This window comes from Streptomyces sp. NPDC034049 (genome assembly GCF_055575575.1).
The window spans coordinates 389,518-415,117 of sequence record NZ_JBVISJ010000004.1 but is presented as its reverse complement, the minus strand read 5'-3'; the positions used below and the strand labels follow the sequence as shown (position 1 = coordinate 415,117).

General features: G+C 62.9%; 38 protein-coding genes, 1 tRNA gene and 2 pseudogenes. 34 read left to right on the top strand and 7 right to left on the bottom strand.

Features of this window, described 5'->3' with window-relative positions:
* The first annotated feature begins 94 nt into the window (after positions 1–94).
* Genes ACZ52C_RS15120 through ACZ52C_RS15105 form a run of 4 tightly spaced genes read left to right on the top strand, consistent with a single transcriptional unit; the run spans position 95 to position 2,969 of the window.
* Positions 95–505 (top strand): hypothetical protein, encoded by a 411-nt coding sequence (locus ACZ52C_RS15120; RefSeq protein WP_433082486.1) that lies wholly within the window; start codon positions 95–97, stop codon positions 503–505.
* Positions 502–879: a hypothetical protein gene (locus ACZ52C_RS15115; RefSeq protein WP_469075139.1), complete on the top strand. Its 378-nt coding sequence runs from the start codon at positions 502–504 to the stop codon at positions 877–879. The genes ACZ52C_RS15120 and ACZ52C_RS15115 overlap by 4 nt, the downstream gene beginning before the upstream one ends.
* Positions 880–882: 3 nt before the next feature.
* Entirely contained in the window at positions 883–1,992 is a 1,110-nt protein-coding gene (locus tag ACZ52C_RS15110; RefSeq protein ID WP_469075138.1) for a hypothetical protein, read from the top strand.
* 38 nt (positions 1,993–2,030) lie between these two features.
* Positions 2,031–2,969 carry a DUF4365 domain-containing protein gene (locus tag ACZ52C_RS15105; protein ID WP_469075137.1) on the top strand — a complete coding sequence of 313 codons (939 nt, stop codon included), beginning with the start codon at positions 2,031–2,033 and terminating at the stop codon, positions 2,967–2,969.
* A gap of 293 nt (positions 2,970–3,262) precedes the next feature.
* On the opposite strand, the gene ACZ52C_RS15100 is transcribed toward ACZ52C_RS15105, so the two are convergent.
* The 3 genes from ACZ52C_RS15100 to ACZ52C_RS15090 form a co-directional block, all read right to left on the bottom strand.
* Positions 3,263–3,724, bottom strand: a complete 462-nt coding sequence (locus ACZ52C_RS15100; protein ID WP_469075136.1) for a hypothetical protein — start codon at positions 3,722–3,724, stop codon at positions 3,263–3,265.
* An 83-nt stretch (positions 3,725–3,807) separates the two neighbouring features.
* The gene (locus ACZ52C_RS15095) at positions 3,808–4,296 is read right to left on the bottom strand and encodes a DUF2690 domain-containing protein (RefSeq protein ID WP_469075135.1); all 489 of its coding nucleotides are present in this window, start codon (positions 4,294–4,296) and stop codon (positions 3,808–3,810) included.
* Between the two features lie 292 nt (positions 4,297–4,588).
* Positions 4,589–4,810, bottom strand: coding sequence for a helix-turn-helix domain-containing protein (locus ACZ52C_RS15090; RefSeq protein WP_469075134.1), 222 nt, complete (start codon positions 4,808–4,810; stop codon positions 4,589–4,591).
* 86 nt (positions 4,811–4,896) lie between these two features.
* Here ACZ52C_RS15090 and ACZ52C_RS15085 point away from each other — a divergent pair, with 86 nt between their 5' ends.
* Positions 4,897–5,145, top strand: a complete 249-nt coding sequence (locus tag ACZ52C_RS15085; RefSeq protein WP_469075133.1) for a hypothetical protein — start codon at positions 4,897–4,899, stop codon at positions 5,143–5,145.
* Positions 5,146–5,160: 15 nt separating this feature from the next.
* On the opposite strand, the gene ACZ52C_RS15080 is transcribed toward ACZ52C_RS15085, so the two are convergent.
* Positions 5,161–6,326 (bottom strand): IS3 family transposase gene (locus tag ACZ52C_RS15080; RefSeq protein ID WP_469075132.1). Its coding sequence is split into 2 segments (ribosomal slippage): positions 5,161–6,039 and positions 6,042–6,326, totalling 1,164 coding nucleotides; the frame shifts between segments, so codons are not numbered across the junction.
* On the opposite strand from ACZ52C_RS15080, the gene ACZ52C_RS15075 reads away from it, so the two are divergent.
* The 13 genes from ACZ52C_RS15075 to ACZ52C_RS15015 all read left to right on the top strand — a co-directional run bounded on the left by ACZ52C_RS15075 (position 6,219) and on the right by ACZ52C_RS15015 (position 14,687).
* Positions 6,219–6,641 carry a hypothetical protein gene (locus ACZ52C_RS15075; RefSeq protein WP_469075353.1) on the top strand — a complete coding sequence of 141 codons (423 nt, stop codon included), beginning with the start codon at positions 6,219–6,221 and terminating at the stop codon, positions 6,639–6,641. The genes ACZ52C_RS15080 and ACZ52C_RS15075 overlap by 108 nt on opposite strands.
* A 66-nt stretch (positions 6,642–6,707) precedes the next feature.
* Positions 6,708–6,944, top strand: a complete 237-nt coding sequence (locus ACZ52C_RS15070) for a hypothetical protein (RefSeq protein ID WP_469075131.1) — start codon at positions 6,708–6,710, stop codon at positions 6,942–6,944.
* A 5-nt stretch (positions 6,945–6,949) separates the two neighbouring features.
* Positions 6,950–7,486: a DUF6879 family protein gene (locus ACZ52C_RS15065; RefSeq protein WP_469075130.1), complete on the top strand. Its 537-nt coding sequence runs from the start codon at positions 6,950–6,952 to the stop codon at positions 7,484–7,486.
* Positions 7,440–8,327: a helix-turn-helix domain-containing protein gene (locus ACZ52C_RS15060; protein WP_469075129.1), complete on the top strand. Its 888-nt coding sequence runs from the start codon at positions 7,440–7,442 to the stop codon at positions 8,325–8,327. The genes ACZ52C_RS15065 and ACZ52C_RS15060 overlap by 47 nt, the downstream gene beginning before the upstream one ends.
* Before the next feature lie 49 nt (positions 8,328–8,376).
* Positions 8,377–9,252: a DUF5677 domain-containing protein gene (locus ACZ52C_RS15055; protein ID WP_469075128.1), complete on the top strand. Its 876-nt coding sequence runs from the start codon at positions 8,377–8,379 to the stop codon at positions 9,250–9,252.
* Positions 9,253–9,413: 161 nt separating this feature from the next.
* Positions 9,414–10,571 (top strand): radical SAM protein, encoded by a 1,158-nt coding sequence (locus tag ACZ52C_RS15050; protein WP_469075127.1) that lies wholly within the window; start codon positions 9,414–9,416, stop codon positions 10,569–10,571.
* The gene (locus ACZ52C_RS15045; RefSeq protein ID WP_469075126.1) at positions 10,564–11,139 is read left to right on the top strand and encodes a 3'-5' exonuclease; all 576 of its coding nucleotides are present in this window, start codon (positions 10,564–10,566) and stop codon (positions 11,137–11,139) included. The genes ACZ52C_RS15050 and ACZ52C_RS15045 overlap by 8 nt, the downstream gene beginning before the upstream one ends.
* Positions 11,126–11,992, top strand: coding sequence for an aldo/keto reductase (locus tag ACZ52C_RS15040; RefSeq protein ID WP_469075125.1), 867 nt, complete (start codon positions 11,126–11,128; stop codon positions 11,990–11,992). The genes ACZ52C_RS15045 and ACZ52C_RS15040 overlap by 14 nt, the downstream gene beginning before the upstream one ends.
* Positions 11,970–12,611 carry a dTMP kinase gene (gene tmk, locus ACZ52C_RS15035; RefSeq protein ID WP_469075124.1) on the top strand — a complete coding sequence of 214 codons (642 nt, stop codon included), beginning with the start codon at positions 11,970–11,972 and terminating at the stop codon, positions 12,609–12,611. Before ACZ52C_RS15040 ends, tmk begins: the two co-directional genes overlap by 23 nt.
* Positions 12,612–12,617: 6 nt before the next feature.
* On the top strand, positions 12,618–12,788 hold the full coding sequence (locus ACZ52C_RS15030; protein ID WP_469075123.1) for a hypothetical protein: 171 nt from the start codon (positions 12,618–12,620) through the stop codon (positions 12,786–12,788).
* Between the two features lie 99 nt (positions 12,789–12,887).
* Entirely contained in the window at positions 12,888–13,346 is a 459-nt protein-coding gene (locus tag ACZ52C_RS15025) for a recombinase family protein (RefSeq protein WP_469075122.1), read from the top strand.
* A 34-nt stretch (positions 13,347–13,380) separates the two neighbouring features.
* Entirely contained in the window at positions 13,381–13,866 is a 486-nt protein-coding gene (locus ACZ52C_RS15020) for an ATP-binding protein (protein ID WP_469075121.1), read from the top strand.
* 458 nt (positions 13,867–14,324) lie between these two features.
* Positions 14,325–14,687 (top strand): hypothetical protein, encoded by a 363-nt coding sequence (locus tag ACZ52C_RS15015; protein WP_469075120.1) that lies wholly within the window; start codon positions 14,325–14,327, stop codon positions 14,685–14,687.
* Positions 14,688–14,817: 130 nt separating this feature from the next.
* Here the strand turns inward: ACZ52C_RS15015 and ACZ52C_RS15010 are convergent, their stop codons facing one another.
* Complete coding sequence (locus ACZ52C_RS15010) at positions 14,818–15,411, bottom strand: hypothetical protein (protein ID WP_469075119.1); 594 nt, start codon at positions 15,409–15,411, stop codon at positions 14,818–14,820.
* Between the two features lie 168 nt (positions 15,412–15,579).
* Here ACZ52C_RS15010 and ACZ52C_RS15005 point away from each other — a divergent pair, with 168 nt between their 5' ends.
* From ACZ52C_RS15005 to ACZ52C_RS14935, 15 genes and pseudogenes are all read left to right on the top strand, one after another.
* Positions 15,580–15,873, top strand: a complete 294-nt coding sequence (locus tag ACZ52C_RS15005; RefSeq protein WP_469075118.1) for a hypothetical protein — start codon at positions 15,580–15,582, stop codon at positions 15,871–15,873.
* Positions 15,874–15,885: 12 nt separating this feature from the next.
* On the top strand, positions 15,886–16,032 hold the full coding sequence (locus tag ACZ52C_RS15000; RefSeq protein ID WP_469075117.1) for a hypothetical protein: 147 nt from the start codon (positions 15,886–15,888) through the stop codon (positions 16,030–16,032).
* Positions 16,032–16,307, top strand: a complete 276-nt coding sequence (locus ACZ52C_RS14995) for a hypothetical protein (protein ID WP_469075116.1) — start codon at positions 16,032–16,034, stop codon at positions 16,305–16,307. The genes ACZ52C_RS15000 and ACZ52C_RS14995 overlap by 1 nt, the downstream gene beginning before the upstream one ends.
* On the top strand, positions 16,304–16,516 hold the full coding sequence (locus ACZ52C_RS14990; RefSeq protein WP_469075115.1) for a hypothetical protein: 213 nt from the start codon (positions 16,304–16,306) through the stop codon (positions 16,514–16,516). Before ACZ52C_RS14995 ends, ACZ52C_RS14990 begins: the two co-directional genes overlap by 4 nt.
* Positions 16,513–16,707 carry a hypothetical protein gene (locus ACZ52C_RS14985; RefSeq protein WP_469075114.1) on the top strand — a complete coding sequence of 65 codons (195 nt, stop codon included), beginning with the start codon at positions 16,513–16,515 and terminating at the stop codon, positions 16,705–16,707. Before ACZ52C_RS14990 ends, ACZ52C_RS14985 begins: the two co-directional genes overlap by 4 nt.
* Complete coding sequence (locus ACZ52C_RS14980; protein WP_469075113.1) at positions 16,704–16,877, top strand: hypothetical protein; 174 nt, start codon at positions 16,704–16,706, stop codon at positions 16,875–16,877. Before ACZ52C_RS14985 ends, ACZ52C_RS14980 begins: the two co-directional genes overlap by 4 nt.
* Positions 16,878–16,886: 9 nt before the next feature.
* Positions 16,887–17,072 (top strand): hypothetical protein, encoded by a 186-nt coding sequence (locus ACZ52C_RS14975; protein WP_469075112.1) that lies wholly within the window; start codon positions 16,887–16,889, stop codon positions 17,070–17,072.
* A gap of 173 nt (positions 17,073–17,245) precedes the next feature.
* Positions 17,246–17,419 (top strand): hypothetical protein, encoded by a 174-nt coding sequence (locus tag ACZ52C_RS14970; RefSeq protein WP_469075111.1) that lies wholly within the window; start codon positions 17,246–17,248, stop codon positions 17,417–17,419.
* 79 nt (positions 17,420–17,498) lie between these two features.
* Entirely contained in the window at positions 17,499–19,628 is a 2,130-nt protein-coding gene (locus ACZ52C_RS14965; RefSeq protein ID WP_469075110.1) for a type IV secretory system conjugative DNA transfer family protein, read from the top strand.
* Between the two features lie 139 nt (positions 19,629–19,767).
* A complete protein-coding gene (locus ACZ52C_RS14960) occupies positions 19,768–20,616 on the top strand; it encodes a replication-relaxation family protein (RefSeq protein WP_469075109.1) in 849 nt (282 codons plus the stop codon).
* A 31-nt stretch (positions 20,617–20,647) separates the two neighbouring features.
* Positions 20,648–21,244, top strand: coding sequence for a DUF2637 domain-containing protein (locus ACZ52C_RS14955; protein WP_469075108.1), 597 nt, complete (start codon positions 20,648–20,650; stop codon positions 21,242–21,244).
* A 70-nt stretch (positions 21,245–21,314) separates the two neighbouring features.
* Positions 21,315–21,680, top strand: a complete 366-nt coding sequence (locus ACZ52C_RS14950; RefSeq protein WP_469075107.1) for a helix-turn-helix domain-containing protein — start codon at positions 21,315–21,317, stop codon at positions 21,678–21,680.
* 14 nt (positions 21,681–21,694) lie between these two features.
* A complete protein-coding gene (locus ACZ52C_RS14945; RefSeq protein WP_469075106.1) occupies positions 21,695–22,354 on the top strand; it encodes an ImmA/IrrE family metallo-endopeptidase in 660 nt (219 codons plus the stop codon).
* A 12-nt stretch (positions 22,355–22,366) separates the two neighbouring features.
* Positions 22,367–22,594 carry a helix-turn-helix domain-containing protein gene (locus ACZ52C_RS14940; protein ID WP_469075105.1) on the top strand — a complete coding sequence of 76 codons (228 nt, stop codon included), beginning with the start codon at positions 22,367–22,369 and terminating at the stop codon, positions 22,592–22,594.
* A pseudogene (locus ACZ52C_RS14935) lies at positions 22,594–23,670 on the top strand (tyrosine-type recombinase/integrase); the annotation flags it as partial. The gene ACZ52C_RS14940 and the pseudogene ACZ52C_RS14935, both read left to right, overlap by 1 nt.
* Positions 23,671–23,819: 149 nt before the next feature.
* On the opposite strand, the gene ACZ52C_RS14930 reads toward ACZ52C_RS14935, so the two are convergent.
* Positions 23,820–23,923: transfer RNA gene (locus tag ACZ52C_RS14930), tRNA-Lys, on the bottom strand.
* Positions 23,924–24,135: 212 nt separating this feature from the next.
* Here ACZ52C_RS14930 and ACZ52C_RS14925 point away from each other — a divergent pair.
* Positions 24,136–25,164 (top strand): annotated as a pseudogene (locus ACZ52C_RS14925) (recombinase family protein); the annotation flags it as partial.
* Positions 25,165–25,176: 12 nt separating this feature from the next.
* On the opposite strand, the gene ACZ52C_RS14920 reads toward ACZ52C_RS14925, so the two are convergent.
* On the bottom strand, positions 25,177–25,410 hold the full coding sequence (locus tag ACZ52C_RS14920; RefSeq protein WP_469075104.1) for a hypothetical protein: 234 nt from the start codon (positions 25,408–25,410) through the stop codon (positions 25,177–25,179).
* Positions 25,411–25,600: the final 190 nt, after the last annotated feature.

Genomic DNA, 25,600 nt, shown 5'->3' with positions numbered 1-25,600 from the left:
GTGGCCGCCCGACCTCCAGCCTTCTCCATTCTCTCCTTTTGCTTGCTCCATCTCCTCTCTTGTCGCTACGCTCTCGTTCGAGAGAGGAGTCCCCATGACGGAGACAATCGAAGTGGACCCACAGACCTACCGGTCGCTGGAGTTCGCGGCCCGTATCAGCGGCTGCACGGCGGGCGAAGTGGTGGCACGGCTGGTGGCGGAAGCTAGCATGCCGGCACCCTCGGCCAAGGAGGGTTCGGAGCAACCGGAGGCGGCGAGCGGCGTGACGGTCTACGCCGACTACGAGGGCCACCGCACGCAGGGCAGCTACGACCCGAGGACGACGCGCATCGACATCACGTCGGGGCCGCTCGGTGGGCAGAGCTTCAAGACGCCGACCGGTGCCGCTCGCGCCGTGGTGGCGCACTACAAGCCTGGTGTCAGCCCTAACCGCAACGGCTGGTCGTTCTGGATGCTGGACGACGGCTCTGGGAAGTTCCTCCAGAGCATCCGGGGAGCGTTGTGACCAGCGAGGCGGAGCGGCAGTTCCATCGCGCCATGGTGCTCGGCGTGGCACGCCTCAAGCAGGAGATCAGCTACAACGCGACCCGCTTCATAGAGCTGGTCGGCGAACTGGGCGGCGCCGAAGCCGCCCGCCAGTTGCTACGCGGACGGGACGCCTCGGACGGCTTCACCACCCTCTGGGAGTACGGACGACTGGAGATGAGCGTCGAGGCGTTCGTGCTGCTGCCGTGGTACCGGGAGCTATTCACCGAGGAGCAGCTGGAGACGGCCGAGCGGCGGCTGCGTGAGCACCGCTTCGACGTCGAGCGGTTCCTGCGCGCATCCATACAATCACCCCCGGCGTGGGTCGCGTCGGGCCCAACCCAGGCTGGCTGATCCATGTCCGCTACCTGCGTCTTCTGCGGCACCGCCGATACCCTTACCGGCGAGCATGTGCTCGGAGACTGGCTGAGCAAGATCGGCCTTGACACTGATCCGGTGCCGCACGGTGCTGGTTGGCTGAACCGCATCGGGCGCGAACTCGGCGTGCGCCCGCCGTTCCGTCAGAAAGTCCGGGACGTCTGTGGCGACTGCAACCACGGCTGGATGAGCCGCCTCGAAGTCGTCGCGCAGCGCGTCCTAACCCCGCTCATCCTCGGGCAGCCCGGACGCATCGAGGCGGCGGACCAAGGTGCAATCGCGGCGTGGGTGCAGAAAACCGCGCTGACGGCGATGCTGGTGTCCTCCGAGGCGGATCGCGGCAGGGGCTACGGACTCCCGGCCCCGGAGTACCACGAGTTGTACGCGCCCCGGGAGGAACTGCGGCCGCTCCCGGCAAGCCAGTTCTGGGCCGGACGATACGAAGGAGTCCGCGGCTGGTCGATCCGGGTCACGCCGCTGGCGGTGCGCGTCGGCGGCCTGCCTGAACCCGACCGCCCACAGGCCTACGCCGTGACCATCTTGCTCGGACAGCTTGCGCTGCAGGTAGTGCGGTTCACGACGGCGAGCCTCCAGGTCGAGCTGTCGACCCGACTGGAGCTTCCCGAGTTCTGGCCGCCGGCGGGGCCGGTCACTTGGCCGAGCGGACAGCCCCTCCAAGATGACGCCTTCCTCGGCTTCGCCGGCGGCAAGTGCTTCTGCTCGACCGAGCAGCACATCCAGGTGCAGCCGTGGCAGCCCGCAACCGAGCTTGAGCCGAGCCGGGCCGTGGGCGGCATGGTCGAGCTACCGACAATCTGCGGCAAGCACGTCGTGTACTACCCTGCCGCGCTCGTCAGCGAAGCGATGCACGGTCGGTTCTACGCCTTTGGGACGGCGTGCGAGTGCCCCATGGCCTACCTGATCCACACCGAGCCAGATGGCGCGCACTGCAAGGCTGCCGACAGCGCGGAAGTCATCTCGGGACAGTACGAGAAGCTGCCGGGTGAGGAGTACGAGATTGAGGACGATGACGGCAGCTTCTGGTGCAAACGGTTGCCGAGCCCATTCCAGCAGAAGTTGGAGCCGTGATGCGCTGTAAGCCATCGGCCAAGGTCGCCAGTGCCGGGGTGACCCACACCAAGCTCGCCGTCGAGGACCAGCTGGAGTGGCTGTTCCGCGAGCAGCCCACCGAGGATTACGGCATTGACGCGTATGCCGAGGTTGTCGACGGCGAGGACGTCCGTGGCCGGCTGCTGGCGCTGCAGATCAAGAGCGGGATGAGCTGGTTCCGGGAGACGGCGCCAGAGGGTTGGTGGTTTCGGCCGGACGCCGAACACGTGGCCTACTGGCTCAACCATTCCCTACCGGTGGCCGTGGTGCTGTACCACCCGGAGACGAAGCGCTGTCACTGGCAGTTGGTGAACCGAAAGACGCTCCAGGAGACATCCACCGGCAGCTGGAAGCTGCTGGTGCCGGAAGCCCAGGTGCTGGATACGACCGCCCGAAAGGCCCTCCGGGAGGCCGCCGAGGGCGATCCGTACGAGCTGCGTATCCGTGAACTGCAGCTTGCCAAGCCATGGATGGAGCTGTTGGCCAGCGGCAAGCGGCTGGTGGTCGACATGGAGGAGTGGATCAACAGGGGCTCAGGACGAGGCGACATTCGTCTAGGCATAGACAACGAGGACGGCGAAGAACCCGAGAAGCTGGCCAGTTGGAGCGTGTTCCTTGGTCTCGCCAGCTACTCCGAGGTGGTGCCAAAGCTGTTCGCGTGGGCTGACGCCCACGTGCATCCGGAGACGTACGACGGGACGGAGTATGACCAGTACAGAGCAGATTGCAGTATTTGGGACGATGAGTATGAGGTCTTCGCGGCAGTGCCGTTCGCGGAGTGGAAGCGCGGTCTGGATACAGAACGTATCCGGCCATACCGCAACGGTGGCGGCGAGGTCGACTTCTATCGGCTTGAGCTGACGCTCAACGAGCTGGGCAAGGCGTTCCTGGTGGTGGATAGGTTTGGGATGGAGGGCGGGAGGTTGCTGACGGAGGTAGATAACCCAGGAGACTGACGGCCCAGGGAAACGAAACAACCACCGACTGACTTCGATAGTTTGTTGGTTTCTTAGGGGCGTGGTTCCGGCCAGGTGTCCGGCTGGCCGTGCGAGCAGGCGCCTGGCATCCAAGGCGGGCCAGGCCGCCATTATGGGTCGATAAAGTTGTTATAAAATGTTGATAGCATGAAGAACAGAAGAGCCATCGCCATTGCGACAATCGCAATAATTGCATTCGTTGCACTAGCCCTAGTCGCAGCACGGCTTGAGGTTGACACCCTTAACCACAAGCGCGAGCGCGCCGTCGAGCGCTAACCGACGAGAATTGGGGCGAAGATACTGGCGAGCGCCGCTGCCGCAACAATCAGCGTTGCTATGCCAACTTTACGGCGCGGGCTCCCCTCCGTCTCATTGAACAGGTAGTTGCTAAGCAAGTACGCACCGCCGACGAGCAATAGCGTCATAGCAGCCCAGGCAAGCCAACCGATTGGCAGGACCATTGGAGATAGACCGTACGACAACACAGAAGCTTCCAACACAGCAAAAAGGCTTACCAAGATCGGATTCGGCACTTTCAGTTGTCGCAACCAGAATAGACCTGGCGCTGCGGCGAGGAAGTTGGTGGCAAGAAGAACCAGTAGTGCAACAAGGAGCGATGATGAAGTATCACCAGGCTGCATGTTCGGGAATGAGAAGTACCTAAATAAGATGATGACCAGACCGGTTACGAGCGATGCTCCGATTACTGTGTTGAGTCGATGTCTTTGATCCATGCCCTTCTTCCTTCGTCTATTAGTTTTGTGTGCCGGATGGCCGGGTCGCCCCGGCCATCCGTTTGTGCACCTCAGCGGGCCGCTCAGTAGCACGGCCCCCAGTTCCAGCCCTGCGAGTCGTACTGACCGTTGTTGCCGGTGAGAACGATCTCGACGCCGGTGCAGGCCGTGTAGCGGCCGTCCACCATCTGCGACCAGCTCGACCCGTAGATGTCGGGCGCGTGGTAGGCGGTGCCGTAGCTCGGCCCGCCGGGGTTCCACGCGGTCACTCGTGCGTAGATGGCCCTGCCCTGGCTCGCCCAGTACGTAGCGTCGCGGTTGTACGGGGTGTAGCGACCCCAGTTGGCCACGCAGGACGGCGAGTACCGCAGATCCAACTGGCCGTACGTCACCGCCTTCGATGCGACCGTGATCGCGTCACCGTCGCACCTGCCGGACGGGTTGAGCCCGTTGCAGCCTGCGCCGAAGCACCCACCCGTAGCGGCCGAGGCTGCGTTGGGTGTGGCGACCACGGACGTGGTGACCGTCGCGAAGGCGAGGCCCGCCACCGCGATTGCTCGTCTGATTCTCATTGCTGATCCCTTCGACAATGCCGAGGTGGTGCATTCGCCCAATGTCCTTTATCGGGCGTACTCTTTGAATTAATTACAATGTGGCAAATTAGTCAACAGTAAAATGTGACTAACAGTCGCGCCACCTCTGTAAAGAGAGGCGTGGCCCCTGCTCCGGGATCAGCGGAAAAGCAGGGGCCACGCGCTGCGTGTTGGGCACTCGGCCGCAACCACTACCCATAAATAGCACATATAGCTATTGGTCGAAAGCGATTTGCCTTCTTCTCGTCGTGCTATATGTAGGCCACCAACGTCAGAATGGCTTGAAGAGTTCCGCAAGAGGCACGCCTATCACTTTGGCGATACGGTGCACGACGCTAATCGAGGGGTTCCGCTGGCCTCGTTCGACATAGCCTATGTAGCTTCTATCCACGCCAACCAACTCGGCTAACTTTTCCTGCGTCAACCCTCGCTTGCGTCGCAACTCTGCGATTCTGCCGCCAAACTTCTTTAGAAATCTATATTCATTACTCACACCCCGAGTGTGATTGTACGTCCCACTTGTTTCGAGCGACAGTTTGTCCCATAATCGGAGTTGAACTAAGTAGGACAACGAAGGCAATGAGTCAGGCAAGCCCGAGGATTGAAGTGCGAAAGTTTAATGAGCCAAAGGATGTACCGATCAATATTGCTCGGGACTTGAAGCGGCGCATCGAGGCTGGCAAGGCGCTAGTTGTCATCGAGCGTCCAGTCATCGCTTTGTCTCTCATCCGTAAGCGCTGGGCGGCACTTGCGCGAGAATTGAAAGTCGCGCACGCATCCACGTTAAATAGGTGGCGGCGCGAGGAGTTGGGACTGCTGCACGGATAGGTGACAGTCGGGGTTTCATGCCGCGGGGGCTGCGGCGGGTTTTATGGTGGTCTCGAACTCGATGGGGGTCAATCGGCCGAGTCGGGCTTGTCTGCGGCGCCGGTGGTAGGTCCGCTCGATCCAGCTGACGATCGCGATGCGGAGGTCTCCTCGGGTGGCCCAGGTGCGGCGGTCCAGGACGTTGTTCTGCAGGAGTGCGAAGAAGGATTCCATCGCGGCGTTGTCGCCGGCGGCCCCGACTCTGCCCATGGAACCGGCCAGGCGGTGACGGTTGAGGGCGTGGACGAACTTCCGTGAACGGAACTGCGACCCGCGATCGGAATGGACGGTGCAGCCTGTCACCTGTCCCCTCCGCGCGACCGCGTTGTCCAGCGCGTTCACCGCAAGGCGGGCCTGCATCCGGTTGCTGATCGAGTAGCCGACGATCCGGCCCGACCATGCGTCCTTAACCGCGCACAGATACAGCTTGCCCTCACCGGTGGGGTGTTCGGTGATGTCGGTCAGCCACAGCTCGTTCATCGCGGATGCGGTGAAGTCCCGCCGAACGAGATCGTCGTGCACCGGCGGTCCCGGTCTCTTGCCGTTCTTCGCTCGCTTCTTGCCGAAGGCCGACCACCAGGCGTTGTCGCGGCAGATCCGCCAGGCGGACCGCTCACACATCCGCTCTCCGGCGGCTTCGGCCTCGCCGGCGAGGAACCGGTAGCCGAACTCTGGATCATCACGGTGGGCGTCGAACAACACGTTCGCGCGATAGGCCACGGTGATCTCCGCATGGGTCACGGGCTGACGGAGCCAGCGGTAGTAGTGCTGGCGAGAGAGCTGAAGCACCCGACACGCGACCGCGACGGGGACCCCGTCGGCGGCGAGCTCTCTCACGAGCGGGTAGAGCCTTTTGCCGGAAGGTTCGCCTGCGACAGATACGCCGCCGCCCGCCGCAGGACCTCGTTCTCCTGCTCCAGCAGCCGGATGCGCTTCCTCAGCTCGCGGTTCTCCGCAGACTCCGTCCTGGTGACACCGGGCATCTCGCCGTCCTCGACGGCGGCCTGGCGCATCCACTTCGACAAGGTCATCTCATGGATGCCGAAGTCCTTCGCGATCTGCGCAAGGGTCACGCCCTTCTCGCGGCCGCGGGCCACCCGCACGACGTCATCACGGAACTCTTGGGGATAAGGAACAGGCACAGCAACATCCTTCCAGGCCGCTCTACAAGCAAGCCAGATCAGATGTCACCTATCCGTGCAGCAGTCCCGTTGTCGGTACAGACAACACGCATGGAATGGACAGAGTTCTCTGCGACCGACTACGAGTCCTTCGCTGACGTATATGTTGCTGAACCTTCTAAAGCAGCCGAGCTTGTGGATCAGGTAGCAACGGTGTACGTCGCCGCCCTGCTGAGCGATTCCGAGCTAAAGGACCTGCTTCACAAAGTGGAACCCGACACACTTGTCGTCCGGTATGGGTTTGAAGCGACCGAGGGTCGCTCAGTGCACCGTTGACGGGCGTCCACCTGTGGGCCACGATGGTCGAGAATGGTTCGCCAAATTTCGAGCAACGGAGCCACCATGCGCGCCAAGTACCTCGGCAAGGACCCGGAGTCCCAGGAGGGACAGTCGCCCACCCTGTTCGCCACCGACCGCACCGACCGGGTGACGTACATCGCCCAGGGCTGGAAGGTCACCGACCCCCAGGCGCTCGCGGACGTCGGAGACGTGCCGGACCACGAGACCCTGATCGAGATCCCGGAGGACGTGCTCAAGATGTACGCCCTTCGCTACCTGGAGCAGGAGGGTCAGCACTGAGCCGCATGATCGAACCTGGCCCCGAGTTCGGCCAGCTCTTCCGCACGTTCGAGCACACCGCCTTCAGGCTGGAGACGCGCGACCACTACAAGTCCGCGAACGAAGCCAAAGCGCTCGACCAGTTCACGGTGGGCGAGCCGGTAGACATGGGTTGGTTCCAGAACTGGTTGAGCATGATCGGGGAGGCAACCGCGGCGGGCCGGCGGTTCTCGCGGGTTCGAGTCGTGAGCAGGCCTCTCACCACCTACAGCCGCTTCGGCGTCTTCTGCTCGGAGTACACCAACAAGGCCGGCGAGGACATCCGGTACTTGAGGCGTGACGAAGCCTCCGACCTACCGGACTATGACTATTGGTTGTTCGACTCGTCCAAGCTGGTGCGGATGCACTTCGATGACGATGAGAACTTCCTTGGCGGTGAACTCATCGAAGACCCCGCCGTGATCGTCAAGCACAACTATTGGCGAGACGCTGCGTGGCATCTCGCCGTACGACGGGATGACTTTGCCACCGAAGCGAACGACCGGCATCACCAGCGTTCATGAAGCTCGTGATGCACTCGGCAAGCGACTCCGCGAGCTCCGCACCGCCGCAGGACTGAGCGGGCGGGCGCTCGCGGAGTCGTTGTCGTGGCCACCCTCCAAGGTCAGCAAGCTAGAGAACGGCAAGCAGACACCGACCGACGACGACATCCGCGACTGGACGCGGGGGACCAACAGCGAGGGCGAGACGGAGGGGTTGCTCGCCTCCCTGCATACGCTTGAGGTGCAGCACGCCGAGTGGCAACGTCAGCTCCGCGTCGGTCTGAAGCCGCACCAGCAAGAGATTGCCGACCTCGACGCTAAGACGCGACTGTTCAGGGCGTTCGAGTCCACCTTCATCCCTGGACTGCTCCAGACCGCCGAATACGCCCGCTACCGCTTCGCGCAGAGCATCACCGTGTTCAAGGTGCGCAACGACATCAACGAGGCAGTGGCCGCCCGTGTGCAGCGCCAAGGCATCCTGTACCGGCCTGACAAGCGGTTCCACTTCGTGCTGACCGAGGCCGCCCTCCGCTACCGGCTGTGCCCGCCGGAGATCATGCTTGGACAGCTCGACCGCCTGATTTCCTTCTCGCAGCTTCCCAACGTAAAGCTCGGCATCATCGGGTTCGAGACGGCGTACGTGGTCGCCCCGGCTCACGGCTTCTGGATTCTCGACGCCGACCGCGTGATGGTCGAGACCTTCTCGGCCGAGTTGAACCTTGCCCAACCGCAAGAGCTGGCGCTGTACAGCGGCATCTTCGACAACTTGGCCGCAGTCGCTAGCTACGGCCGGAGCGCACGGGCGATCATCAACCAAGTCATTGACGATCTTGCTCCTCCGGACGCTGACGACAGTCAATGACGGTCAAAAACCCGATGCCCCGAGATCGACCTAAGGGTAAAGTCGGCGCATGTCTTATGACGAAATCGGAGAAGACCAGCTCCCGCAAGCTTACTCGCCAGACATGGAAGCCCTCAAGAAGTCAACTACCGAGTCGCCGTACATGGAGGCTGCGTTCTATCTCCTTGGCGAAGCGACGCATTGGTTCAGCATTGTTGCGGCCCTGAAGCCGACAGCACCATTGACGCGAAACGATGCGATCTTGCGCGGTCTGCTAGTTCGGACGTGCAAGCTCCTCCGATTGACGCTCCGCGAGCTTCACGGAAGGGAGACGTTCCAGCAGTTGAGCGTGTCCAGAGACGCCATCGAGACGATGGCTACTCTGGTGTACCTGATCGGAGACGACGGCACAGGAGTCCGCTTCGATCAGTACGTCATGAACAGCCTCGTGGCTGAACGGGAACTCCTTCGGGATATTCAGCAAAACATTAGGGACCGGAACGGCGAGACATGGTCCATTGAAGAACGAATGAAGCGCTCAATCGCTGCCACAGCAAAAGCAGCCGGCATCGACGACGTATCGCAGCTGCCAGGACGAGCGCGGATCGGCTACCCCTCGGCGGAAGAGCGTATCAAGCTGCTCGGACCCAACGTCTACATTGGTTACCGCATGGATTCAGTCGAAACGCACGGCGACTGGAACGATATTTACCGAAACCATCTTCTGTTTGAAGATGGCGAGTTCTCACCAAATCTCAGCAGCTATGACGTCCGGCCTCAAGTCCCCTTGATGCTCGTTAAGCTCTCGACCTCAGTCTTTCTGGATAACATTGAGCGCCTGACTCCTGATGAGGCCACAGCTAGGTTCCTCGAACCGTTGCTTGGAGACCTCGTGAGGCGCGCTGGCGAGGTGGACGCCCTTCACGAAGGGTTCCTCAACTCGTAAGCGAATCACGCACCTCGTTCTGGTGGTTTCGCGGGCGCTCACCCGTTCGTGGCATTTCGAGAAATACCAAGAAACTTTCTATTCACCACGGCCTTTCCTTCCTACTCTGCCGGAAGGGACGCATCAACAGCGTCCGTCCGCAAGGGACTTGGGAGTAGCCAGTGGCCACCCGCGTTGCCCTGCTCAGCAGGGACCAGATCGACAAGCTGCCCGATCGTGCCCGCGAAGTCGTGGAGTATCGCAAGAGCGGCCTGAGCCTGAACCACATCCAGGGCTGCCCGCTGGACTGCGCGTACTGCATCCGGCACACCTATGGCCTGTGGGACCAGCGCGTACCGCGGGCGCTCATGTCCGACGCTCAGGCTGTTGAGGAGCTGGTCACTCACCGGTACTTCCAGCCGCACGTGACCCCGGTGCAGGTGTTCAACCGGGCCACTGACCCGTTCCTCCCGGTCGTCCGTCCGCACACGCTGGCCGTGCTGGAGGACCTGGACGAGCGCGGGCTGACCAACCACGTTCTCGTCATCACGCGCCACCAGATGAAGCCGGAAGACATCGAGCGGCTGAACCAACTCCAGCACGTCAAGGTGACGTTGCTGTTCACGTACAGCGGCATCGACAACAAGGACGTGGAGCCCTACCCGTCGTCTGTGGCGGCTGACTCGCTGAAGCTCATGAGCAGGCCGGCACGTCGCCGGTATCGGACAGTTCTCTACTGGCGTCCGCTCGTGCCCGGTCTCAACGACTCCCCGGAACACCTGGAGGCGGCCTACCGGCTGGCCCAGTACGCCGACGCCACGGTGTTCACCGGCCTGTTCTACCGGGGCGAAATCGCGGACTACTACAAGGCCAACGGCCTGCCCGAGCCGTACGACGACACCGCCCGCCGCAAGATCGTGCCCGAGACGCTGGAACAGCGGGTGTTGGCCGCGTTCGACAACACCACGCCGTTGTTCCGCAAGACCAGTTGCGCTGTCGCCTATGCGCATGGACTCCCGGACTACAACGGTCACTACGGCATCCCCGAGCTGTGCGACATCTGCCCGCTGAGTCAGCTCGAACTCTGCCGGGGTGCGCACCGCGTGCCGTCCGCCGACCGGGTACGGGAGGTCGCCACCGCCCTGCCCGAGGCGCGTGGTCTTGTGGTCGTGGACATCACCGAGCGGGCGGCCGTGGTGTCCGGCCTGGAGACCGAACAGCCGCGCTACTACCTGCAACACGCGCTCGGCTTCCAGGTACACGACGTGCGACATCCACACGTCGAACGACAGCATGGCCGAGCGGGTATCGGCTGGAAGGACGGCAAGCAAGATGGCTGACTGGACTGACCTCACATACGTGGTCGTGGACGTCGAGGGCAACGGCCAGCAGCCGCCCGACCTGGTGGAGCTGGCCGCCGTGCCGATCGTCGGCGGGGTCATCGGGGAGCCGCTGAGCTGGCTGGTGAAGCCGGATGCCCCGATCAAGTACTTCGCCACCCGCATTCACGGGTTGTCCAACAAGGACGTGGCCAACTGCCCGACGTTCGAGGCGGTCAAGGTCGATGTCCTCTTGGCTCTGAGCCATCCGGCGATCGTCGCGCACAACGCTCACGTTGATCTGGGCGTGCTTCAGCGCAAGCTCACGGGCTGGGAATCGCCCGAGGTGTTCGACACGCTCAAGCTAGCCCGCCGTCTGTTGCCTGGCATGGACAGCTACCGGCTTGGTGAGTTGGTCGAGTCGTTCAACCTGGCCGAGGGCCTGCCGGAAGACCTCAGCCCGCACCGGGCGACGTATGACGCGCTTGTCGCCGCGCGCCTGTTCGTGCTGCTCGCCACCAAGGCGCACAGCTTGGAAGTCCTGCGCGGCCAGCCTCCCAAGGAGATCGACGAAGATGTTCTCTTCTAGCAGCAGCCGCATCGGCTTCGGCTCCATGCAGCTCACCGGCCCCGGCCACTGGGCTGCGCCGGACGACCCGGAACAGGCCATGCAGGTGCTCCGCGATGCGGTTGACGCAGGCGTGACGCACATCGACACCGCCGACGCCTATGGCCCGTTCACCGCCGAGAAGTACATCCGCAAGGCGCTGCTTCCCTACCCCGACGGCTTGGTCATCGCCACCAAGGGCGGCATGACCCGCCAAGGCCCGAACCAGTGGTCACCCTGTGGCCAGCCGAACTATCTGCGACAGTGTGTCGAGATGAGTCTCCGGCGGCTCCAGGTCGAACAGATCAGCCTGTACTACCTCCACCGCTTCGACCCTGCCGTTCCCATGGAAGACCAGCTCGGCGTGCTGCGGGACATGCAGGCCGAAGGAAAGATCGGCGGTATCGGACTGTCCAAGGTCACCCTGGAACAGCTCCGCACGGCCAGCGAGCTCGTTGACGTCGCGGCCGTGCAGAACAAGTACAACGTGCCTAACCGGACATCAGAAGACGTGCTCCGGCACTGCGAGGCGACCGGCATCTCATTCGTGCCGTACGCCCCGCTGGCATCAGGTCGGCTCGCAGAGCCTCACGGTGTGCTTCGCGAGCTGGCCACCGAGTACGGCGCGACACCTGCCCAACTCGCACTGGCGTGGCTACTGCACCGGTCCCCGGTCGTGAAGCCGATCCCCGGAACCAGTTCCAGCGCACGCCTCCACGAGAACCTGGCAGCCCGACAGATCAGCCTCACCTCCGAGGCCATGACCGCTATCGAGCTGGCGGCCACTGGCCAGAAGTCGGAAGGGGGCGCGGATGAGCCTCAGGCCCTTCTCTGACCACCAGCGAGGATTGTTCGTCAGCGTCGACGGACCGAGCGGTGCTGGGAAGTCCACGATCGTCCAGCACCTCGCGCAACTCCTGGTGGCCGCTGGTGAAGAGGTTCACGTCACCGCCGAACCGTCCAACGGCCCCATCGGTGCACTGTGCCGGGAGCTGACCGAGACGACCACTGGTCACGCGCTTGCCTGCTTGTACGCGGCCGACCGCTATCACCACCTTGAGGCAGAAGTCCGGCCCAACATCGAGGCCGGCCGCGTCGTCCTGAGTGACAGGTACATCCCGTCAGGTCTCGTCATGCAGCGCTTCGACGGCATCGACCCGGTGTTCCTCTGGCGGCTCAACGCCGAAGCTGACCGGCCCGACCTTGCCGTCATCCTGGAAGCCGACCCCGAGGTCATCTCGGAACGGCTCCAGGAGCGCGGCCCGCACAATCGCTTCCAGCTCTCGCCGGGCAGCTCGCACGCTGAGGCCCACTTCTACCGGCAGGCCACCGAGCGGTTGATTCAGGCGGACTTCGACGTGTTGCGGGTGGACGTGAACAAGCGACCTCCCGAGCAGTCCGCAGCACTGATCCGTGACCGGCTGCTGACCTTCTTCGCTCCGGCGGCGGGGTGAGCGGGCATGGTCCAGACGATGATCGCGACGGACGTTGAGCGTGAGATCGACGCGCTTCACCAGCTGGCCACCGTTGTGCTGAACGAGCACGCCAACGATCACGGCCTGTGTGCCGTCTGCGGCTGCGCCTTCCCATGCGCGCGAGCAGTGCTCGCAGAGAACAACCTCGCGCTCTGACGCGACCACCAAGAAGCCGAGCAGACCGGCGACGCCTGGACGCCCGCCGAAGGTACGAACCCGTTGCCGGTCTGCTCATCAAGCGTACGGAGAACAGCCGTGTCCGCTTCCGAACCGGGCGTTCAGCCCTTGATCTACGGCTACATGCGAGTAGCCAACGGTGCATCGGACGATGAGCTTGACGACATCGAGCAGCAGATGCGGCGCTTCGCGGTGGTCGAGGGCTTCAGCTACGCCACCACCTTCTACGAGTGCCAGAACGGATCACAGGCGGCGTTCAACGAGCTGGCCGAAGAACTCAAGCGCGCCGAGGCGCACCACGTGGTCGTGCCGTCCATGAACCACATCTCGACTCACCCGATCTTGCTGGCCCACATGGTGCAGCGGCTGGAGTTGGACGCTGCTGCCCTGGTGGTTGAGCTGGGCGATCTGCCAGATAGCACGGCCGCAATGGTCATTGAAGGAGGCGTTGTCGATGGCGGCGGTAGCGGGCGAACTGCGCTCACGGCCGGAACAGATGAACAGGCCGACCATCCCGGCCCCGCGGACGATGACTGAGCGGCCCAGGCCCAAGGCGATAGCCGATCTCACGTTGGCCGCCACCGCCACGGCGGCGAATGTCGGCACGATGTTCCTCCGCTACACCCTGGCGAACTGGCAACGCACCGAGCTGGGCGACAGGGGCGAAGCCGTACTCTCCGAGCTGATCGACCAAGCCGTGAATCTGACCGGCGTGCCCGACCCTTCCCCACGCTGGGTAGAGCTGACCGACCTCGCTCTGATCCGCGTGCGCCTGGTGCTGCTGGAGCACGGCGTCATTGTCGAGGTGGCCGACCGCCACGACCAGCCGCCGGCGTGGCCCGACGCCGTGACGTCGCTGTGCTCCCGGTGGGACTCCTACCCGACCAACGTCGGCCGCGTGGTGTGGTGCGAGCTGAAGCCGCCGGTGTACGAGCTGACCGAGCACGGCCTACCGAAGCGAGTCCGGCCGAAGGCTGCGGACATCACGCGCCCGCCGGCGCTGCCGGTTGATGTGGAGCTTCTACGACGAGTGGTCGAGGGGCTGGAAAAGCTGTAAGGCTACGTTGTCATTTTCGTTGAGAGGGTTCTTGTGGCAAAGGGACAGGTAGAAGACCGAGTCGTTTTCCTGCTATCGGCGCTGCTCTCGGCAGCGCTCCCGATGGCTCGCTACGTCCAGCGGCACGGTAATGCTCAGGATCGGGAGAAACTGCGCAGGCTGACTGGCACTCGGGAGTATGAGGAATTGAGCAACATCCTCACGCAGTTGCGCAAGTGAGGAGGGTTGCCCAATATTGACTAATTGCACGGTTTATGTCATTAATAGTAATGCCCTCTGTGAACTTTCCATCGGCCTTTCATTCGCTCTCGCCTGCATCACAATTTCTTGTGGTTCACGCGAGGGCGGATGGTCCGCCCTGGGAGTGAGACAAGCAAATGGATAATGACAATAGGGGCCTCACCGAACCCACCGTGACGCCTCTGATTTCCCGCGCGGTCGCGGTTCTGCGAGGAGCTGTGCCACAACAGCTCATCCGAGCTGGGGCGATCGGCATCGGCGTGGGGTTCAGCGAGTTCGGACGGGAACGTGAGCCTGACATCATCTGGCCCAAGTCCGTCAGGCGGGCTCCGACGCACAACCTCCCGATCACGGATGCCCAAGAAGCGGCAGCGTGGATGCTGGTGAGCACAGCAGCCTTCTACGACGAACTATGGCGTGAGGCCGCTGGCCTGCCGAGCAATGTCGATGCGGACACGTCTCCGATGTACCGAAGGCTGCACGAGCAGTTCAACCGGAACGTCCGGCGTACGCTCAACATCGAGGTGAACGGCTACGTCTACGACCATCACCTGAGTGGTCGCGTCGAGGTCTACCTCTGACTACCGCTCTGTCCGGCGCTTCTCGCGCCCTCCGCCCGCCAACCCGGAGTAATAGGTCGGCAGCAACCTGAGTCCTTGTCCGGGCAAATCGCCACATGAGGAGGCTTCAGGTTTCTAACTGGGAAAGCATCTATTTGGGTGGGCTAATTATGTAGAACGAGCCCGTTGCCGCACCGATGTAGATAACCACGGCAAGAATGACTACGAGTACCAACAACGCCAAAGCTGCGCCGAACAGTCGAGCGTGAGACTTGGCCATCGGCCTTCCGTCAAAGAGGTAGACGTTGTGCGGTTTCCTTGTGAAGCGCCTTCCGAAGACGAGTGGTGGCGCAGCGGGCTCAAGGGCTAGCTTTTGCGCCAGTTTCTCAATGGCTGCATCTTCCCGACGCCTCACCGTCCTGTCGTCCTTCATGCCGAGCCGAGCGGCGTATCGCTTCCGGCGTGCGTTGAGGATCAGATCGGTGCCGGTGGGCCCCTTCTTGTAGTCCGGATGCAAGTTGTACGCGACGATCAGCGCCTCCCGCTCCCGCTCGCTGTCCAGGTTGTCGATCAGGTACTTCAAGCGACCCTTGAACTCATCTTCGCGGCGATCAGCCGACAGGCGCTTGTGGACGTGGAGGGCGAGGCACAGCGGGTCGTCGGGCAGCAAGGGAAACGGCTCAAACCAGCCGCGGCCCTCACGCAGCTCCTTGAGCCGGTTCGCCAAGATATCCGCACGTTCCACGAGGTCAGAGCATAGCTGTCCAGCTGGACATACGGCCTGCCCATGCTGACTAGCGGCTCTGACCTGTTGGACATTTGGGCCGGTCAGGCAGCGTCTCCCGTGTCGCAGGGCCGGAGCCACCTCGGAGCCAACGCCTCCCTCTCCACCCGGCGACAGGGAGGACCCGCCATGACCCAACTCGACCCCTACGGCAGCAACCTGCCGTCCATGCTCACGCCGGGAGGCCGCGCGCTCGCCCGCGACCTCGCCACGGTGCGGCGAGCAACCAGCGTCGGCCTCGCCAAGGGCGATGGCCTGGCAGCCTTCACCGAGCAGGCCATGGGCAACCTGACGGCTCTCGACCGTCAGCGCCGCATCTTGGCCCGCGGTGACGAGACCCTGAACAACCTCCTCATGGAGGTCGAAGTCGGCTTCGTGCTGTGTCTCGTGAGCGAGCAACGCTCCATGTACCGGCGGTACTGAATGGACGCCGACATGAACTCCGAGCTGCTTGACGAACGGGTCGCGGCGCTGGACGACAAGCTCAGCGGCCTTCTGGCCGAGATGGAAGCCACGGCGATCGAGTGGGCGACTACCGTCCTCCGCTCGGCTGATACGCCTCGAACGACCGAGGAGCCGTGATGCAGCTCCTCGTCGTCTTCCTTCTCTGTCTCGTCGTCAGCAGCGCTCTCTACTGGCTCGTCGTCAACTTCTGGGTGTGGCTGCTGCTCGCGCTCGGTCTGGTGCTGCTCGTGCGTTTCGCATGGCCGCGCTTCTGCGCCTGGCTGGGACTCCGGCAGGTTCGAGCACAGGCCCGGCAGTCCTTGCAGCGCCAAGAAGTCGCCTACGACGACGCCCAGAACCAAATGAACCAACTCGCCCAGCAATACCACCTGCGGAAAGGGATCAACCAATGACGCTCACCGACTACTACACCCTGGTCGCGCTCGCGCTGGTGACACTCGCGTTCCTGACCGTGCCGCCGGTCATGGCTGTCATCCGCGAGGACAACGAGGCGACCAAAGAGCGCGAAGCCGCCAGGCGGCGCATTGCCGCCCGCCAGCTCGCGTCCGCCAACCTGCCCGCCGTTCCCGACATCGGGGCTGATCCCGAGGAGCAGACATGAACGGTCAGATCACCCCGGAGCAGATCGAAACGCTGCTCGCTCTCAACGGACTCATTCTGGTGGCCGTCGTGATGCGCCTGCTCGCTTTGGCCGCGTGGCGCAAGTGGTTCAACGACGACGCCGAGCCGGACAACCTGACGCAAGAGGAGCGTGACGAGCGCCTGGTTGCTCGCAGGAGGGGGCCGAGGTGAGCCGCTACCAGCCCTACCGAGGTGTCCACGGCCGCCGCTACCAGGTCGTCATGAAGTCCTGGCGCAGGCTGCGCCTCAGTGAGGACGGGGCGACAGTTCGTCACCGGTCCCGCCGCCGGCATCTCCTTGAGGAGTTGCGCGTGCTGGACCTCGAAACCTACGACCGATAGGGACAAGCCATGCACCCAGGAAAGTTCAGCAAGCTCCTGACCGGCGTGTTCGGTGCGCTGCTGCTCGTGCTCCTGGTGGCCGGGGTGGCGCGGGCAGCCTACGAACTGCTCGCGCCGCTCGTCCCCATCCTGATCTCGGCGGTAGCTCTGGGAGTCATCTACTGGTTCATCTTTCGCGGCATTCGTCGTCGCTGACTGCGACCTCAAGTGCTGCGGAATCGACAGCCGTCTCTCTGGCGGCGTGGCGGCTGTAATTTCTACGGCTCGACTGCGCCGCCAGTCAGCTCCATAACAACAGGAAGGGAGTGCATCCGTGTTTTCGCAAGCTCGGCTGCTTTTCGCAGCCCTAATCAACGGAAAGGCTCCCTATGGACAAACCACGAAAGAAGATCCGTGTCGTTGGCGAACGCCGCGCCCAACTCGACGTTGCGCGCTTCGCTGACGCTCTCATCGCCTTCGCCCTGCACCGCCTGAGCGCGATCGCCGAAGTCGATTCCGCCACACGTCCGGCCGTCGAATCTGACCAGGAGCGGCCGTCATGATGCTGGCCGTTCTCCTAGCTGTTGGTGGCCTCACGATCCTGGGCCTGATCCTCGGCGCACGCTGGCTCGACGCCCTCTCGTGGCGTCGTCGGCTAGTCGCCTACCAGCTCCGGCTACCGACTGGCCTCACCGCCGATCAGGCAGCGGCTGGCTAGCGTCGGTCGCCGCCGACTCCCAACACTGGCCGGTCGGCATCGAGATCGAAGCCTCCCGCCAGGGCATCGCCTTCTACCTGCTCGTGTCCGGGTCGCATGAGACGAGCACGCTGGCCCGGCTCCGCTCAGCACTCCCCGGCGTACGTGCCGACCTTGCGCCTGACTACCTCGCGGCAAGGCCGGCGGTGCGCGCGGCGAGTGAGTTCAAGCTGAGCAGTTCACAGCGTCCGTTGGCGGCCGACCGCGCCGAGGCCGCTGTCACCTCCCTGCTCTCCGGCCTGCATTCCTTCGCGCATGGCGAATCGGTGCGAGTTCAGTGGTTGCTGTCTGGCGGTCGCGTCTTCCTGCCCAGTAAAGAGGACACGGGCGAGCTGGCCCGTGCGGTGCGCGCCAAGAACGCTGCGCCGGTCTTCAACGCCGTTGCTCGCGTGGCCGTGACTGCACCCTCACGCGCTCGGGCCGTGAGCCTGTCGGCCCGCGTGACAAGCGCCTTGAAGGTGCTGGACGCTCCGGGCGTCTCGGTCCTCCCGCGGTTGCTGCCGCTGTCCACTGTGACCGGACGCTTCTACAAGCGGGCCGTGCCGCTGACCGTCTGGCCGATGCGCCTGAACACCCACGAAGTTGCCGGACTGCTCGGTTTTCCGCTCGGCAGTCTCCACCTTCCTGGCCTGGATCTCGGCCGCGCACGTCAGTTGCCGCCACCCCAGGACATGGCGCGCTCCGGGCTGGTGCTCGCGGCGAGCAACTTCCCTGGTGCTCAGGACCGGCCGTTGGCTCTGCGTACCGATGACCGGCTACGTCACCTGCACCTGATCGGACCGACCGGCGTCGGCAAGTCCACGCTCATCGCCAACGCCGCGCTTCAGGACATCGGGCGCGGTGACGGCCTGCTGCTCATGGACCCCAAGAGCGACCTCGTGGCCGAGGTCCTGGCCCGCGTACCCGACACCAGGACGAAGGACGTGATCGTCCTCGACCCGTCCGCCACCGACTTCCCGATCGGCTTCAACGTGTTGCAAGTAGGTCGCAGCGAGCACGAACGGGAACTGGTTGTCGATCACGTCGTCCATGTCTTCTCGGAACTCTGGCGCTCGTCCTGGGGACCGAGGACGAGTGACGTGCTCCGTACCTGCCTGCTGACGCTCACCCACACTCGTGCCCACGACGGTTCGGCCTTCGCGCTGACCGAAGTTCCCGAGCTGCTACTCAACCCGACCTTCCGCAAGTTCGTCACGGCGCAGGCGAGCGTCCCGGACTCGGTGCGTTCCTTCTGGTCGGCCTACGAGCAGATGAGTGAAGGCGAACGCGCGCAGGTGATTGGCCCCAGCATGAACAAGCTGCGCAGCCTGACCACCCGCACGTCACTGCGGCTGATGCTCGGCCAGAGCAAGGGCATCGACCTGGCCGACGTGTTCACCAAGCGAAGCGTCGTGCTGGTCGCCCTCAGCAAGGGCACGGTCGGCACTGAAACTGCGCACCTGCTCGGGTCGCTTCTCATGGCCGCGTTGTGGCAGACCACCTTGGCCCGCGCAGCCGTCGCGGTCGAGAAGCGCCGACCGGCGTGGGCCTACCTGGACGAGTTCCAAGACGTGCTGCGGCTCGGCGCAGATGGCGAGCTGGCTGACATGCTGGCCCAGGCGCGCGGGCTTGGCCTCGGGCTGACGCTGGCCCATCAGTACCTCGACCAACTTCCCCGCCAGGTGCAAGCCGCTGTCCTCGGTACGGCCCGCTCTCAGGTTGCCTTCCAGCTCGACCACGACGACGCCCGCGCACTGGAAAAACGCTTCGCCCCGGCGCTGACCGCTGCCGACCTTACGGGCCTACCGGCGTACGAGATTGCTATCCGGCCCAGCGTCAACGGCCAGACTCGTCCACCGACGACCGGCCTCACCCACCCACTCAGCGAACCGACTCACGATCCGACCTTGCTCGCTGAGCAAAGCCGTCAGCGCTACGGCACACCTCGTGCGGACGTCGAAGCGGCGTTGCGCTCCCGCATCGAGACACCGGCTGGTGCACGCATCGGCCGGTCGAAGCGCGGAGGCTCGTCATGAGCCGCGCCCGCGCAATGAGCGCTGTTGGTCTCGGTGTTGGCATCGCCTCGCACCTCGTTTCCCGTCTTCCGATGTCACGACAACCGATTTCGCCAATAACGCCAACGAAATGCCTCCTCCTCTTCATGGAGGACTCGCCATGACGCCTCACGCCTCCCCGCCCACTCCGTCCTCCGGACGTCGTGTCCGGTCGGCGCTCGTCGTCGCGCTGGCCGAAACGCTGACCGAACGCGAGTGGTCGATCTTGGAAACGGTCAACCGGCTCCGTCTGGCGACTGGCCTCCAGCTTGAACGGCTGCACTTCGCGGAACTGACCGGCAAGAGCCGATCGGTTGTCCGTTGGCGGGTACTCAAGCGACTGGTTGACGCCCAGGCGCTCATGCCTCTTTCTCGGCGCATCGGTGGCGGACTCCGCGGTTCGGGTCAGCTCACTTACGCCCTGGACACCGCCGGAGAACGCCTACTCCGTCTGCGCCGCAACCTGTCTCGTGGCGACGAGCGCATCCGGCGGCCGGGGCCGATCGGGGATCGCTTCGTGGCGCACACCTTGGCGACGAGCGAGCTGTACGTGCAACTGGTCGAACGCTCCCGAGCCGAGAGCTTCACGCTCGACGACTTCCAGGCTGAGCCAGCCGCGTGGTGGCCGAACGGGGCCGGCGGATGGATGAAGCCCGACGCCTACCTGTCGATCTCCGCAGGCGAGTTCACCGACCACTGGTGGTTTGAGGTCGATCTCGCCACCGAGGCCGCGCCCACCCTGCGCGGGAAGTTCCTGGCGTACATCGACTTCGTTGGCCTGGGGCAGCTTGGTCCCGGTGACGTCGTGCCGCGCGTGCTGGTGACAGCGCCGACTCTTGAACGGCGCGACGTGATAGCGGGTGTCGTCGGCAAGCTGCCCGCTCCCGCCGATGAGCTGTTTGTCGTGGTGCTGCATGACGAGGCCGTGGGCTGGCTCACTGCGGAACTCAGCGAGGCCGCCGATGAGTAGCCGCCCGCGAGACTGGTGGGTCGTGGGCGGCATGACCGTCACCGCCTGCGCGGCGGCTGTCAGTAGCTTCTCGGGGCTGCACTCGTTGGCGGTCGCTACTGGGTGGCCGGAAGCGCTGTCGCCGCTCTTGCCGTTCACGATCGACGCCTACGCCATGACCGCCACCCGTGTGTGGCTGTCCAAGGCAACCGGCTCAGCGGCAGCCCGCCGGTTCGCTCGGTGGAACGCGATCGGGGCTATCGGGCTGTCGCTGGTTGGCAACGCCGCTTGGCACTTGATCGCCGCCCAGGTGCTCGCCGTGACGTGGCCGATCGTCGTGCTCGTCGGGGCCGTACCGCCCGCCGTCCTCAGCCTGCTCTCGCACCTGGCCGTCCTGCACGGCCAGGACGACGAGGACGAAGCCACGCCACCCAGTACGGGGTTGGACGAGCACCAGGACGAAGCCGAGGCCGGCGGGGACGACCTCCTTGAGGCCGCCCGCGCGGCTGATGACGCCCACCGCGCCGAGCACGGCAAGCCGATCACGCGCGACAAGTTGCGTAAGCAGCTCCATATCAGTAGCGACCGGGCGAGCGAGATATTGCGGCAAGTCCGCGAATCGACCGAAGAACAAAGCCGTAATGAATAGCTGTTGTCAATTCCACTGTGCCGTTTTCGGCACATTTGGATTATAGTAATTTACATAAGGGGAGAAAGAAATGGAGACCGAAAAAGAGTCGTCGAGTCCTACACTCGGCCAGTACCTAGAACAAGGACGTCAACATGCAGGGCTAAGCCTCAGGCAGTTGGCGACGGCCAGTGGAGTACCGCTCAGAACTATAAGGCGAATACTCAACGACGAGGTAGAGAATCCAGCGGCCGAAGACCTTCAGCAACTTGCACGAGTGCTGGAACTGGACGAGGCCGACGTGTTCGGCTACATCGGCGTCACGCCACCCAAAGGACTACCCGACGTTGCGCCCTACTTGCGAGCTAAGCACAAACTCAAGGGCGAATCTTTAAATAGGGCGGCTGAAGAAATTCAGAACATCATCAATAAGTACGACAACATGTCGCCGGAATAATAAGGAAGAAATCTATGAACGAACATCCCGCATCTATCATCAAACAGCTTCGTGCCCTCATGCCACTGCGCCCGCTCGAAGAGCATGAAGCTAAAATCATTGCCGAGCGTCAAGCCACCCGGCTGCTTGAGCTTCTAGGCGAGCATGAGCCAGCCGTGAACGTCGGTCTTATCGCAGACCTGCCGCGTATTGAAGTGAAGGTTGAACCGAACCTGCACACTGGCGGAATCTCTGGATTCTCGCAGTGGAGCCGGGGCCGCTGGCTCATCGTCGTCAACCGCGACGACAGCCCGACCCGTCGCCGCTTCACACTGAGCCACGAGTTCAAGCACGTTCTTGACCATCCATTCATTAAGGAAATCTACAGCGGACTCGGAGCGACGGATAAGGAACGACATCACATCACTGAACAAATCTGCGACTACTTCGCGGCCTGTCTCTTAATGCCACGTAACTGGCTCAAACGAGCCTGGGCTAGCGGCATTCAGAGTCCGGCGGCGCTCGCAGCCAAATTCCATGTTTCCGAGGCTGCAATGACGATTCGTCTTCGCGAACTGCGGCTCAGCGAACCACGAACGCGTCACATCAGTTTGCACGGGTTGAGCCGCCCCGTCCGCAATTACTTTCGCAAGGCTCCGGTAATGCGACCCGACGTTTGCCCAACAACACTTTAAGGAGGAATGTCTATGATCAAAAGCTATCTAACAACCTACTTCCGCACTGCGACCGAGAATTCCGATGAACTGCTCACCGTAGCGGAGGCCTGCGCCGAGCTTCGCGTCAGCAAGTGGACTCTCTACCAGTACATCCACTCTCGCCAACTCGCCAGCATCAAGTTGCGTAGTCGTCGCCTGATTCCCCGCAGCGCCATTCGCGCCCTGGTCGAGAAGCTAACCATTGAGGCGACTACGTAATGACGCGGCGAAACGGGAACGGCGAAGGGAGCATCTATAAGCGGAAAGACGGCAGGTGGGAGGGCGCAGCCTATCTAGGAACGATCAGCGGAAACGTTAAGCGCCTTCGCGTATACGGCAAGACTCGTAAAGAAGCACACGAAAAGCTAACAACAGCGCTCGCGCAGGTACGGCAAGGCGTGCCCCTACCCGACCGCAACTGGAAGCTGGCCGAGTACCTGGACTACTGGCTTGACCGCGCCGTGAACGCCGAACGGCGACCGAACACCCACAAGCGATACGAAATCGTGGTTCGCCTCCACCTAAAACCTGGTCTCGGCAAGAAATCACTACACCAGATCTCGGTACGAATGGTGGAAGACTTTTACAAGAAGCTTCTCGCCGAAGGCGCTACACGAAACACTGTCTATCAAGCGCAGAAAGTCCTCAGCGCCGCCCTAACACACGCCATGAGACAAGAACTACTGCTTCGCAACGTAGCCCGACTAGCAGAGATGCCGCGATATAAACCAAAGGAAGGGCAGTTCTGGACAGCTCTGGAAGTCATCGAGTTTCTCCGCGCAGCACAGCCAGACCCTCTGTACCACGCTTTCGTACTGTCCGTGCTTTATGGACTACGCCGAGGCGAGGTGCTGGGAATCAGGTGGAGTGATGTCGATTTCGACCATGGCGTTCTGCACATTAGGCAGCAGGTGCAGCGGATTGGTGGAAGCCTCCAGCAGGTTGAGCTAAAGACTGAATCGAGCGAACGAGATGAACCGCTCTTGGAAACGGCACGCAAGGTATTGCTGCAACAGAGGCTCAAGCAAGGAATCGCCCGATCTGCGGCTGGCCCCGAATGGCTAGGAGCAGGCGCAGACGACGAGCTGGTTTTCACCACTCGGACCGGAAGTCCCGTTGAGCCACGCAACCTCTACCGATCATTCCATCGAATCATCGACAAGCACGGAATCCGCCGCATAAAGCTGCACGAGTTGCGACACACTAACGGCACGACCCAAAAGGACCTCAACGTGCCAGAGCGCGATACTCAAGCTGTACTCGGACATAGCAGTACGTCAACAACGCGCATCTATCAGCACGTGAGCCTAAGAAATAAGCAGGTGGCACTAGAAAAAGTGGAGCGACATCTGTTTGAAGAGCAGTTCACGGAAGATCAAACGAGTAGCCGTCAAAGTCTGCCGTCAACAAAGAAAAAACTCCACCTGATTGGTGAAGTTCTCTCTGGAGGGCCCACTGGGACTCGAACCCAGGACACGCGGCTTAAAAGGCCCATCCAGCACACCGTAAAAAGCCGAATCACCTCTATAAATCAGGTGGTACGAGCACACAGCCGAGCTTGGAAGCTCGGGTGCGTCGCCGTCAGCGTTGCCGTCAAAAACTCGGACCTGGAGTTTGCGTCATGACGCGTCAACACAAGCGCCGAGAACGCGGCCCTCCAACCCGCCGGATGCGCTCCCTCCCTGTTTCGACAACCCGAAAGGAGCCGGTCTTGAACCCGCTCATCTCAGCCCATCGAGCAACCACGAAGGGATGGCGCTATGCGCATACTCCTCGACCTGACACAACCTTTCCCCGAAGACACCAAGTTCGCCGTCAGCTACCTCCGCGTCTCGACCAAGGCGCAGACCGAGACAGGCTACGACGAAGAAGGCCTGTCCATCGCGGCCCAACGCGAAGCCAACCAGAAGAAGGCCGAACAGCTCGGCGCGGTCATTGTGGCCGAGTTCGTAGACGCGGCTGAGTCTGCCAAGACTGCCGACCGTCCCGAACTCCAAGCAATGCTGCGCTTCATCCACGAACTCGGCGTCATCAGCTACGTCATCGTGGACAAGGTTGACCGGCTCGCCCGCAACCGGGAAGACGACGTGCTCATCAACATGGCCGTTCGCAAGGCCGGAGCGCAGTTCGTCTCCTCCAAGGAGAACATCGACGAGACGCCCTCGGGCAAGCTCCTGCACGGGATCATGGCGAGTATTGCCGAGTTCTACTCCGCCAACCTGGCCAGCGAGGCCAAGAAGGGCATGCGACAGAAGGCCAAGTCCGGCGGCACGCCGGGGCACGCACCGCTCGGCTACCGCAACGTCCGGGAACGCATCGACGGGCGGGAGATTCGGACCGTCGCCGTCGATCCAGAACGGGCACCGCTCATCCAGTGGATGTTCAGCGCCTACGCCACCGGGAACTGGACTATGCGCCAGCTCACCGACGCACTCAACCGTAAAGGGCTGCGTATCCCGGCTACGAAGAAGCTCCCGGAACGCCCGCTGCGCTACCAGCACATCGACAAGATGCTCGTCAATCGCTACTACACGGGCTTCGTGAGGTATGAGGGCATCTGGTATGACGGCCGGCATCCGGCCCTCATCGACACTGTGACCTTTGAGCAGGTGCAAGCCGTTCGGACCGCTCGCGCTGCGGCGCGGGAAAAGGTCCAGAAGCACCCGCACTACCTCAAGGGTTCGATCTTCTGCGGCACGTGCCGTGGTCGGTTCGGTGTCATGAACGCTCGTAACCGCTGGGGCACGGTCTACCCGTACTTCTACTGCCTCGGCCGAGCCAAGAAGGAGGACTGCACACAGTCAACGATGCTGATTGCTGACGTCGAGGTGGCCGTCGCGGACTACTGGTCTCGCATCCAGTTGTCCGAGACTCGCATCGCAGCGATCCGTGAGCAGGTCATGGCCGCGCTTGTCGGCCGACAGCACAGCAACCGAGTCGAACTCGACAGACAGGAGAAGCGCAGGAAAACGCTGCAAAACCAACAGCTCAAGCTGATCGAGATGCGGTACGCCGACGCCATCTCGCTCGAACACCTGAAGTCAGAGCAGGAGCGCATCACCCGCGAGCTTGCCCAGGCACAGCAGATCATCGACCAGTGCTCGACCGAGATCGAGGCTGTCATGAAGGTGGTCGAGGAGGCACTACTGCTCTGCGCCAACGCGCATCGGCTGTACCTCAGCGCTCCGCCCGACGTACGCCGACAGCTCAACCAAGCCGTCTTCG